This window comes from Dyella sp., assembly GCF_035508675.1.
In the GTDB taxonomy this organism is placed as follows: domain Bacteria; phylum Pseudomonadota; class Gammaproteobacteria; order Xanthomonadales; family Rhodanobacteraceae; genus Dyella_B.
Genome location: NZ_DATJMN010000300.1, coordinates 1 through 11,349, shown reverse-complemented (window position 1 = coordinate 11,349; position 11,349 = coordinate 1). Strand labels below are relative to the sequence as shown.

Genomic DNA, 11,349 nt, shown 5'->3' with positions numbered 1-11,349 from the left:
GCGACAGCAGTTGGATGAGCAGCGGGATATCGACCATTGCGATCGCGCCGTGCAGCGTGTGCACGGCACGCAACAGGCTGTCCTCGACCGGCAGCTCGCCCTGCGCAAAGGTCACCGCGTTGCGGATGGTCTGCAGGTATTGCGCCACTTCGCTGCGCAGGATCTCCAGCAGTACCGGATCGACCGGCGGCAGCACCGGTGCTTCGAACGCTTCGACGGTGGGCGCCGGTGTATGGACCGGCTGTGCGGCGGCGACCGAATGATCGGTGTGCGCGGCGGTCGGGATCGCGTCGGCCGACACACGCGGCACACGTCGGCGCACCACGCGGCGCACGGTCTGGGTGCCGCTGGTGGCGAACTGCTCGACGGTGGCTTGTTCGCCAGCGGCAAGATGATCGGCCGCTTGCATGATGCCGGTAAGCGGCGCCATGGGTACGGTGCCGTCCTTCAGCATCGAACACAGCGACGGCAAGGCTTCGATGGCATGGCCGACCACCGTCTGCACGCCAGCGTGCGGCTGGATGGTGCCATCCAGCACGCGGTTGAGCATGTTCTCCACGCGCCAGGCGAATTCGCCCAGCACGCTGGCGCCGACCAGGCGGCCGGAACCCTTGAGTGTGTGGAAGGAACGGCGGATCGGCGTCAGTGCGGCAATCTGCGTGGGATCGATCATCCACGCTTGCTGTGCCTGGCGCAGGTTGTTGATCTCTTCCTGCATTTCTTCCAGGAAGATGTCGCGGATGTCGTCGTCAATGCCTTCGGTGCTGGCCTGGAAGCCGGCATTGGCGGCCAGCGGATCGACGCCGGACACCTGCTCTTCGACTTCCTCTTCGATCTCGACCCAGTCTTCGCCTTCGTTGACGATCGGCGCATGCGTAAGCGCTTCGGTTTCGACCAGATGCAGGCCGGTGATGTCGTGCGCGATCGGTGCAGGCGTTTCGCTGCTGCCGACGAAGAGCGCGCTGGCGTCTTCGCCGTGCGCGACGGTGACCGATTCGCTCAGCGCCGGTTCGCCGACGGCCGGTTCGGACGCAGCTGCGAACGCTTCTACCGGCGCGGGCGCCGGGGCAGCCGCTTCGCGCACGGTTTCCGGCGCCGCCTTGGGCAGCGGCGGCGGCCAGTACCCCAGGCCACCCAGGCTGTGCTCGGCCACATCCAGTACGTGATCGAGGCCGCCGCGATGTTCGCGCGCGGCTTCCAGGTAGTACTCCAACGCGGCCAGCGCATCGGCGAGCTGGTCCATCTGCGCGCTGCTGGGAATGCGCTTGTCGATGCACAGTTCGTTGCCGATGAAGCGGCCCACGCCTTCGGCAATCTGCGCCGAGCGCGGCGACGACAGCATGCGCATCGCGCCGGCCACTTCGTCCATCAACGCCGGCATGCCGTCGAGTTGCTGGTGCTGCCAGCCGGATTCGACGAAGGCGACGATGCCGTTCTTCACCTTGCCGGTGTTGCCGACGGCTTCGCTCATCAGCGTGGCAAGAATGTGCCGCGCCTCGCTGCGCGGCAGCATGGCGACCTTGTGTTCTTCCTCCGGCGGGGTTTCCGCGCCGAGGCTTTCGATGTGGTCGTCCAGCGAGGCTTCCACATAGAGCAGCGCGCCGGCCACGTCGAGTAGCGATTCTTCGTCTGGGCTGCGCAGCCGGCCGGCGACTTCTTCCAGCACGCGGCGCTGTTCGTTCACCACGCGACGCGGCACATTGAGCGCAAGCATGCCTAGCGTGTCGCCGACGCGCTCCAGCACTTCGACTTGCGCGCCGAGCTGCGCCGGATCGCCATCGCTCTGGCGCAGGAACAGGTCCAGCGCTTCCTTCACGCGCAGCAGGTCGTCCTTCAGCGCGCGCGCCACGGAATCGAGCAGCGCACGGTTGTGGCCGGCCATCGAGCCGCGCGCATGCTCGACCTCGGTCGCATCGGGCATCAAGCTGTCGAGGCTATACGTCTGCGCCAGCTGCTCCATTTGCGGACTGCGTTGCTTGGCCTGCGCCACGATGTAGAGCAGCTTGCGCGCCAGGTCGTCGGCATCGCCACCTTGCAAACCTTCTTCGCCTTGCTCGATCAGCTGGCGGATGCAGCGATCGACCTTGCCGATCAGCTGGCGTACGTCGGCGGCATGGCTCTTGAGCATGCCCTGGTCGAGGCCTTCCAGCACACCGGCGGTGATCCACCACAAGCGGCGGCCGGGCACGGTGCTGCAGCGGGCGGCAATCGCCAGAAGCGTGTTGCGCATGCCGGCAAGCTGCTGCGAACCGCCCTGCCCGCGGAACCAGGCCAGCAACTGCTGCTGGAAGCGCAGGCGCAGTTCATTGATGTCGCTCTTGCGGCGCTGGACGTCGATCGGGCCGGCGGCGGCCGGCACCGGCGGCGGAAGGGCGGCTTCGAGATTGGGCGTGAACAACGCCGCTTCGCTCAGCGCTTCCTGCTCGCGGCTGGCGCGCAGTTCGTTGAGCAGCGGCAGCAATACCACCGGTACATCGCGGTGGCCGCTGGAAAGGCGTTCCAGGTAATCGGGCAGCTGCATCAGCCCGCGCATCAGTGCGGCGTAGGCGTCTTCGCGATTGCGGATGTGGTCTTCGAGCAGCGAAATGGACAGTGTTTCCATCTCTTCGGCGACCATCGCGGCGCCGTAGAGCTCGACCATGCGCAAGGTGCCCTGCACCTGGTGCAGGTTGTCGGCGCACTGGCGCATGACCTCGCGCTCGCCGGGATTGTCCACGTAGGACTCGAGCGCCTGTCGCGCGAGCGCAAGCGTTTCGTCAAGCTCGGGCTTGACCCATTGGAGCGTGGTGAAATCGATGTGGTCTTGAAGTCTCATACGCCCCCCTCAGCGGCTGCGCTCATGGCGCCACACACAACCGTCGAGGTTGCCCTCTTGTAGATATGCGGTATCACTCTCAACCCGGCAACTTGAAGTGCGCCACCGAACGGCGCAGATCGCTAGCCAGTTGCGCCAGGTAACCAATCGAGTCGGCCGTCTGGCTTGCGCCTTGCGACGTCTGCGAGGTGATTTCCTGAATCGCGTTCATGGATTGCGAAATATCCGTCGCGGCGATCGACTGCTGACGCGCCGCGGCGGAGATGTTCTGAATCAGTGCGGACAAGTCGTGCGAGACGCGCTCGATGTCGCCCAGTGCGCTGCCGGCGTCCTCGGCCTTGCGGGCACCGGCCACCACTTCGGAGGTGGTCTGTTCCATCGAGCTCACCGCTTCGTTGGTGTCGGACTGAATCGTCTGCACCAGCGTTTCGATTCGCTTCGTGGCGCTCGCGGAGCGTTCCGCGAGGCGCTGCACTTCGTCCGCGACCACCGCGAAGCCGCGGCCTGCTTCACCCGCCGAGGCCGCCTGGATGGCGGCGTTCAAGGCGAGGATATTGGTCTGCTCGGCAATGTCGTTGATCAGTTCCACGATGGAGCCGATTTCCTGTGAGGATTCGCCCAGGCGCTTGATGCGCTTGGAGGTTTCCTGGATCTGGTCGCGGATCGAGTCCATGCCGGAGATCGTTTCGCGCACCACTTCGGCGCCGCGCGAGGCGATTTGCACCGAGCGTTCGGCCACGTCGGCCGATTCGGCGGAGTTCTTCGACACGTCGTCCATGGAGCTGGCGATCTGGTTGATCGCGGTGGTCGCCGTGCTGATGCGGTGCGCCTGCGCTTTCGCCGCGTCGGCCAGATGGCGCGCGGTGGTCTGCGTTTCCTGCGCCGAGGACGACACCTGCTCGGAGGTCTCGTTGATCGTCGTCACCAGGGTGCGCAACTCGTCGATGGCGTAGTTCACCGAGTCGGCAATGGCACCCGTGATGTCTTCGGACACGGTGGTCTTGACGGTGAGGTCACCTTCGGCGAGCGAGCCCATTTCGTCCAGCAGGCGCATGATGGCCTCCTGGTTACGCTGGTTGAGTTCGGTACTTTCGCGGAAGCGGCGACGCTGGTCGGTCACCAGCTGGAACACCAGCAATACGGCGAAGGCCACCGCACCCAGCGCACCGACCACGCCCCAGCCCACGTTGGGAAACAGGCGGCGCACCGGCAGCTGGCCGATCTGTTCGGACAGGTCGTTCGCGCGCAGCAGCACGTTCTGCGAATCCAGCGAGGCCTGGTTGCCGGCGTTCTTCACTTCGGCCAGGTTGTTGGCAGCGGCCACCAGCTTGGCGATCGGGTCGTTCAACTTGCCCCAGTCACCCTGCATCTGCGAAAGAATCTTGCGGCCGTTGGCGTCGCTGAGCTCCTGCACGCCCATGCTCTGGTTGCCTTGCAGCAGGCCCTGCAGCACTTCGCCGTAGCTCTGCGCGTCACGCGACAGGCCGTCGGCAGACGCCTGCGCCGATTCGCCGCCCTGCAGCACTTCCTGCACGCGGCGGATGATACGGTCGGCCAGCAACATCTGGCGGGAGGCGCCGAGCATTTCGTCCGCGCTGCTGCCCTTGCGCTGCTGCAGGATGTTGACCACCTGCTCCATGTCGGAATTGAGCAGCGGCAACTGCTTGGACAAATCGTCCGCACGCTGCGAGGAATCCAGCACCACCGCCTTGTTGGACAGGATCCTGCCGATGTCGCCGTCCAGCTGCTTCCAGGAGTCGGCCAGCTTGCTGACGGCACGGCCGGTAGGCGTGGCGTTCTTGTCGGCATACGGCTTCATGCCGGTCTTGGTGTCGCCATTGACCAGGCGCTGTACGGCCGAATCGATGGTGTCACGTGCGTTCTCAAGCTCGGCAAACGAATCGGCGTTACCGCCGGAAGCTTCCAGCGCGTACTTGGCCGTCTGCTGCGAGAGCACCTGGATCTGCGTGGTCAACGCAATCGCCTGGCGGTCTTCGCCGTTCTTGAGGTTGAGTAATACGAAGTCGACGGCCGCGAAGCCGATCGAAACCACCAGCAAGACGATCAGGATGGTATATCCCCGTTCCTTGCCGACGCCCCCTGTAGTGCTCATGCTCTTCACCTCATCCGTCTACTGCACCCGGCACGTTGGCGCGCCGGTCAAGAATTTCCGAAGCCCTTAGCCCTGCTCCGGGCGTCACTCGCGCCGGCCAGCCGCGCATCATCAGGCGGCCGCTTGGCGAAAATCGGGCGCGCGAACCAGCCGGCCCATGCTGAACAGCGCCAGGCGCTGCCCATCCACTTCCACCCGATCCTCGACGAAGCGGGACAGGCGCGGATCGTCCTCGCGCTCGGCGTCGCGGCGCTGTTCCGCGTCCACCGTGCGCTGACCGAAGACTTCGTCCACCAGCAGCGCCACGCTGCCGCCGCCCTGGCGCACCACCAGCAGGCGCGCGCGTTCGGAGTGCTGCGTGCGCTCGCTGAACAGGAAGCGCGCCATGTCGACCACCGGCATCAGGTTGCCGCGTACGTTGGCCACGCCCAGCAACCACGGCTTGGTGCCGGGCACCGGGGTGAGCGGCGGCACGGCCAGCAATTCGTTGATCTCGTCGATGGCGCTCACCAATAGGGTGTTGCCGGCGCGATAACCGATGCCGCGCCACAGGCCCGGCGCCTCGAAGCGCTCCTGCGTGCCGGACGCATGCGCCAGCGACAGCCGCTCGTAGCGGGCCAGGATCTCGAAGGGCGTCTGCGCGGCGGCGGTTGCGTTCATGCCCACCTCATGCCGCTTTCGGCAGCAACTCGTTGATGCATGCCAGCAGATCCTTTTCATTCACCGGCTTGGTGATGAAGGCCTTGGCGCCCTGGCGCATGCCCCACACGCGATCGGTTTCCATCGACTTGGTGGTGATGATCACGATCGGCACATCGGCAGTGGCCGGGTCGCGCGTAAGCGTGCGCGTGGCCTGAAAGCCGTTCATGCCCGGCATGATGACGTCCATGATGACGAGGTCCGGCCGCGTGGTGCGCACGCGTTCGATGCCGTCCTCGGCGTTGTTGCAGGAGTCGACGCGATGACCCGCCCGTTCGAGCATGGTGGAAAACACACGCACGTCGGTAGGCGAATCGTCAATGATGAGAATGTTGGCCACGGCTCCCCCTTCAGAGCGTATGTTCACTGGCCTTAAACCGTACTGGCGACATGTCGGTGGATGGCACCCAGCAGTTCATCGCGGGTGAACGGCTTGGTGAGGTACTGCTCAGCACCGACAATGCGGCCACGCGCCTTGTCGAACAAACCGTCCTTCGAGCTCAGCATGATCACCGGCGTCGCACGGAATTGCGGATTGTTCTTGATGAGCGCGCACGTCTGATAGCCATCCAGTCGCGGCATCATGATGTCCACGAAGATGATGGCCGGTTTCTGGTCCGAGATCTTGGCCAGCGCCTCGAAGCCGTCGACGGCGGTAAGCACCTCGCATCCTTCTTTCTTCAGCAAGGTTTCCGCCGTGCGGCGGATGGTCTTGGAGTCATCGATCACCATGACCTTCAGACCAGCCAGGCCGTTCGTAGCTACATTCAAGTTCACTTAACCCCCCCTGCTGCCTGCCCCAGGCTCAGGTACGTCATCCGATAAGCAGCAAATGGGCCACGCACCGGACGCGGATGAAAAATTCCTGCTCAACCTTTCTCTTCGGTGTCCGATCTACGTCGGGCACTCCGTCGTTGCTGTTTACTGCCTGAGCGGTCTTCCGTCAAGGAAAAAACGTTGTGGCGGGGGGGCTTATCACCAAAACCGCGAACACAAATGTGAAAGAAGACCCACCGCGGCACCTTCTGACAAACCAGTGTCCCTGCGCTGCCCAATTGCGCCTGCGGACCCTTGTGGCCTCCGACCACCTCGGCGAACATGCACGCCCCACTCGCCAACGGAACCGCCATGCCCCGCTCGGTCGCCGTGCTGATGGATCCCATCGGCAGCATCAAGATCGCCAAGGACACCACCTTCGCCCTGCTGCTGGAAGCCCAGCGCCGCAGCCATCGGCTCTACTACATGGAACAGGGCGACCTGGCGCTGCGCGACGGCACCCCCTGGGCCAGGCTGCGCCCCTTGCGCGTGCAGGAAGATCCGGCCGGCTGGTACAGCCTGGGTGACGCGCAATGGACCGATCTGCGTGAGCTGGACACGGTACTGCTGCGCAAGGACCCGCCGGTCGATCCCCAGTTCGTTTATGACACTTTGGTGATGGACGTGGCCCAGCACGCTGGCGTGCAGGTGGTGAACGACCCGCGCGCGCTGCGCGATTGCAACGAGAAGGTGTTCGCCCTGCACTTTCCGCAGTGCATGGCGCCGACCCTGGTGGCGCGCGACCCGATCGAGCTGCGCCGTTTCGTGGCCGAACACGGCGATGCGGTGCTCAAGCCGCTGGACGGCATGGGTGGACGCGGCATCTTCCGCGTTCAGGCGGGTGACAAGAACCTCAACTCCATGCTGGAAACGCTGGTGCAAGGGGATTCGCACGGCCAGGGCCGCCAGTTCACGGTGGCGCAAAAGTTCATCCCGCAGATCAGCGCGGGCGACAAGCGCATCCTGATGATCGATGGCGAACCGGTGCCTTATGCCCTTGCGCGCATTCCGCAGGGCGACGAATTCCGCGGCAACCTGGCGGCCGGCGGACGTGGCGAAGGTGTCCCCCTTTCCGACCGCGACCGCTGGATCGCGGCGGAAGTCGGCCCCGAGTTGCGCCGCCGCGGCTTGCGCTTCGTCGGGCTGGATGTGATCGGCGATTATCTGACCGAGATCAACGTCACATCGCCGACCTGCGCGCGCGAACTGGACAAACAATTCGGGCTTAATATCGCGGGAATGTTGTTCGACGCCTTAGAAGCCAGGCCGACCCTCGCGTGAATGCTGCTGTAGCCCGCCGTCCCGGCGACAACAAGATCGGGGCCACCTTCGTTTTCTCGCTGCTGGTGCATGGCCTGCTGCTGTTCGGCATCGGCGTGAGCTATGTGGCGACGCGCCCGGCGCTGCCGACGCTGGACGTGACGCTGGTGAACGTTGCCAACAACGAAGCCCCCGACAAGGCCGACTTCCTGGCCCAGGCCAACAACAAGGGCGGCGGCGAAAGCGATAAGGCGCAGCGACCGTCCCAACCCTATTCCGGCTTGCTACCCATCCCCAGTCAGGGCACCGCACTGCAGCCGGTCACCGCCGCAACGCCCGCGCCGCAACAGGCCACCGAGCAGCGCATGCTGACCACGACCGGACCGGCCAATTTCAGCGTCACCAGCGACAGCGCCAAGGACGCCCGCGACACCCAGGACACCGCCGATGAAGCGCGCCTGGCCCAGGAGGCCGCGCAGCTGGCCGCCGAAGTCCGGCGGCAATCCCAGGCCTATGCCAAGCGACCGCACAAGAAGTTCATCTCGGCCAACACCAAGGAATACGCCTACGCCGCCTACATGCGCGGCTGGGTGGACCGCATCGAGCGCATTGGCAATCTGAACTACCCGCAGCAGGCGCGCGAGCAGCACCTGCACGGCGACGTTATTCTTACCGTCGGCCTGAACCGGGACGGCAGCCTTTACAGCATCGACGTGACGCAAAGCTCCGGCTACAGCGTCATCGACAAGGCAGCCATCGCCATCGTGAAGCTGTGTGCCCCGTTCCCGCCACTGCCGCCGGACAACAAGGAAAAGGTGGACATTCTCTACATCACCCGCACTTGGCAATTTCAGCCCGGCGACGTGCTGAAGACACGGTGATTTTGCAGCCCTCTCCTTTTTGGGAGAGGCGAAACACGCATTCAATAACGCCGCGCTAACACCATCAGGCGCGATACTGCCAAGGTCCTGCTCCACTTGTTTGCCGCAGACGCCACCCCGCACAGCGCATACAATGGCCACCATGCAGACCCAGTCTCCCCAGTCCCTCGCGGGCCAGTTCCTGATCGCCATGCCCAGCTTGACCGAGCCGCCGTTTTCGCGCGGCGTGGCCTTCATCTGCCAGCACGACGAGGACGGCGCGGTAGGCCTGCTGATCAACCAGCTCTCCGAATATCGTTTCGGCGACGTACTGGCCCAGATGAAACTTCCTTGCAGCGATCAAGACCTGGCCGACGCACCGGTGCTGATCGGCGGCCCGGTGCAACAGGAACGCGGCTTCGTGCTGCATCGCGAGCACGGCCACTGGGAGTCGAGCTATCGCATCAACGACGATTGGTCCGTGACCACCTCGCGCGACATCCTGGTGGCGATGGCTGCCGGCGAAGGTCCGCGCCTGGCCTTGATGACGCTGGGCTACTCGGGCTGGGGCGCCGGCCAGCTGGAGCAAGAGCTGAAGGACAACACCTGGCTCACCGCCGAAGGCAATGAACGCGTGGTTTTTCATACGCCTCTGGAAGAGCGCTGGAGCGCCGCCGCCGGCCTGGTCGGCATCGACCCGCTGCAACTCCCCGGCTACGCAGGCCACGCATGAGTTGCGTGCTCGGCTTCGACGTCGGCAGCAAGCTTATCGGCGTCGCAGTCGGCAACCGTGTCACGGCCAGCGCACGCGCCGTGGCCACCATCGCCATGCGCGAGGACGCGCCCGACTGGGCAGCGCTCGATGCATTGCGCAGCGAATGGCTGCCCGACAGCTTCGTGGTAGGTCTGCCACTTACACTGGATGGCGAAGAACAGGCAGCCAGCAAACGTGCGCGCCGCTTCGCCGAGCGCCTGCGCGAACGTTATCGCATGCCGGTGGCGATGGTGGACGAACGCCACAGCTCCCTCGAAGCTGCGGAGCGTTTCGCGCAAGCACGCGCCGCAGGTTTGAAACGCCGCCGCGACGCCGTACAGCTCGACGCCGAAGCCGCGGCGGTCATCCTCGAACGCTGGTTGCATGAAGCCGCATAACAACAACACCTAAAGACACTCGCCATGTTCTCACGCCTGCGCCACCTCACCACGCTCGAAAACCTGCCGCGCGATTGCATCGAGCGGCTGCTGGACCGTGCCATCACCATGCGCGACGCCTGCGCACACGGCACGCGCAAGCTGGACCTGCTCAACGGGCGTACCATCCTCAACCTGTTTTTCGAACCGTCCACGCGTACCCGTACGTCGTTCGAGCTGGCGGCGCGCCGGCTGGGTGCGGACGTGATCAACTTCGACATCGGCTTCTCTTCCACCGCCAAGGGTGAAGAGCTGTTCGATACCTTGCATACGCTGGAAGCGATGCACCTCGACGCCATCATCGTACGCCACAAAGTGTCCGGCACGCCGGATGAACTGGTGCGCCATGCGATGAGCGGCGTGTCGGTGGTCAACGCCGGCGACGGCAACCGCGCGCATCCCACGCAAGGATTGCTCGATGCATTGACCATCCGCCAGCATCGGCCGGATTTCAGCCAGCTCACCGTGGTGATCTGCGGGGATGTCAAACATTCGCGCGTGGCGCGCTCCGACGTGCACGCCTTCAGCAAGCTGGGCGCGAAGGAAATCCGCCTGTGCGGCCCGGCCTCCCTCATGCCCGACCAGCAAGAGTTTTCGACCTGCAAGTTCTACGACAACTTCGACCAGGCGATCGAAGGCGCCGACGTGGCAATCACGCTGCGCTTGCAGAAGGAACGCATGGCAACCATCGAATTGCCGAACGAAGCGGCTTATTTTCGCGAATACGGCCTGGACAGCCGCCGCCTGGCACTGGCCGCACGCGGCTGCCTGGTGATGCACCCGGGCCCGATCAACCGCGGCATCGAGATCGCCCCGGAAGTGGCCGATGGCCCGCAGTCGCGCATCCTCGAACAAGTGGGCAACGGCGTGTTCGTGCGCATGGCCGTGCTGGGCGAGATGCTGGCGCGTTGACGCTTTACCCCGCGGGCCGAGCCCGCGTAGCTTGGCGGTGAGCGCATGCGAACCCCAGCGTTGCCATGCAGATGGCGATGTCGGGGTTCGCCCCGGATCAAGTCCGGGGCTCACCGCCAACCTACACGTTCCGCCACTGGCTTCATGCCACCACAGCGGCCGCACGCCAAAGCAGGCATAATGCCGCGGTTAAATACGACACCCCCGGGGATGATTTATGCGTAGAACCAAGCGCGTGCTGGCGCTGGCGTTTTCCGGCTTGCTGCTGGCCGCCTGCTCGCACAAAGACAAGGATGCCCCCCTGGCCTTCGTGCCGGCGGATACCCCTTACGTAATGGCCAATCTGGATGTGCTGGACGACGCGACGCGCCAGGCGATCCTGGCCCAGGTCGATGCGGAAATGCCTGCGCAGGTCCAGCAGCTGAAGACGCAGGCCGACCAGCTCGCCGACAAAGATCCGGACATGGCCAAGTACCTGCGTACGGTAGCCACCGAATTCGACGGCAAGACGGCAGAGCAAGTGATCCAGGAGACCGGCGTCAATCCCAAGGGTTACATGGCGCTCTATGGCCTGGGCCTGTCGCCGGTGTTGCGCATGGAACTGAGCGATGCGAAGGCATTCGACGGTTTCGTCAGCAAGATCCAGAACGACTACGGCAAGAAGTTCGAGACCGTCACACTGG

The 11,349-nt window shown here is 64.6% G+C and carries 10 protein-coding genes and 1 pseudogene; 6 read left to right on the top strand and 5 right to left on the bottom strand.

What is annotated here, in order from left to right:
* From VMA74_RS15960 to pilG, 5 genes are all read right to left on the bottom strand, one after another.
* Positions 1-2,815 (bottom strand): Hpt domain-containing protein (locus tag VMA74_RS15960; RefSeq protein WP_325368716.1); only part of this gene is annotated, 2,815 nt, incomplete at its 3' end.
* A gap of 79 nt (positions 2,816-2,894) precedes the next feature.
* Entirely contained in the window at positions 2,895-4,928 is a 2,034-nt protein-coding gene (locus VMA74_RS15955; protein WP_325368714.1) for a methyl-accepting chemotaxis protein, read from the bottom strand.
* A 111-nt stretch (positions 4,929-5,039) separates the two neighbouring features.
* Positions 5,040-5,588 (bottom strand): chemotaxis protein CheW, encoded by a 549-nt coding sequence (locus tag VMA74_RS15950; RefSeq protein ID WP_325368712.1) that lies wholly within the window; start codon positions 5,586-5,588, stop codon positions 5,040-5,042.
* Between the two features lie 7 nt (positions 5,589-5,595).
* Positions 5,596-5,967, bottom strand: a complete 372-nt coding sequence (locus tag VMA74_RS15945) for a response regulator (protein ID WP_325368710.1) — start codon at positions 5,965-5,967, stop codon at positions 5,596-5,598.
* 32 nt (positions 5,968-5,999) lie between these two features.
* On the bottom strand, positions 6,000-6,359 hold the full coding sequence (pilG, locus tag VMA74_RS15940) for a twitching motility response regulator PilG (RefSeq protein ID WP_414649622.1): 360 nt from the start codon (positions 6,357-6,359) through the stop codon (positions 6,000-6,002).
* 396 nt (positions 6,360-6,755) lie between these two features.
* Between pilG and gshB the strand changes: the two genes are divergently transcribed.
* From gshB to VMA74_RS15910, 6 genes and pseudogenes are all read left to right on the top strand, one after another.
* Positions 6,756-7,724, top strand: coding sequence for a glutathione synthase (gene gshB / locus VMA74_RS15935; protein ID WP_325368707.1), 969 nt, complete (start codon positions 6,756-6,758; stop codon positions 7,722-7,724).
* Positions 7,721-8,584, top strand: coding sequence for an energy transducer TonB (locus tag VMA74_RS15930; RefSeq protein WP_325368705.1), 864 nt, complete (start codon positions 7,721-7,723; stop codon positions 8,582-8,584). Before gshB ends, VMA74_RS15930 begins: the two co-directional genes overlap by 4 nt.
* Positions 8,585-8,717: 133 nt before the next feature.
* Positions 8,718-9,296: a YqgE/AlgH family protein gene (locus VMA74_RS15925; protein ID WP_325368703.1), complete on the top strand. Its 579-nt coding sequence runs from the start codon at positions 8,718-8,720 to the stop codon at positions 9,294-9,296.
* The gene (gene ruvX / locus VMA74_RS15920) at positions 9,293-9,715 is read left to right on the top strand and encodes a Holliday junction resolvase RuvX (protein ID WP_325368701.1); all 423 of its coding nucleotides are present in this window, start codon (positions 9,293-9,295) and stop codon (positions 9,713-9,715) included. Before VMA74_RS15925 ends, ruvX begins: the two co-directional genes overlap by 4 nt.
* 24 nt (positions 9,716-9,739) lie before the next feature.
* Positions 9,740-10,666 carry an aspartate carbamoyltransferase catalytic subunit gene (locus VMA74_RS15915; protein WP_325368699.1) on the top strand — a complete coding sequence of 309 codons (927 nt, stop codon included), beginning with the start codon at positions 9,740-9,742 and terminating at the stop codon, positions 10,664-10,666.
* A gap of 217 nt (positions 10,667-10,883) precedes the next feature.
* Positions 10,884-11,349, top strand: a pseudogene (locus VMA74_RS15910) (hypothetical protein); the annotation flags it as partial.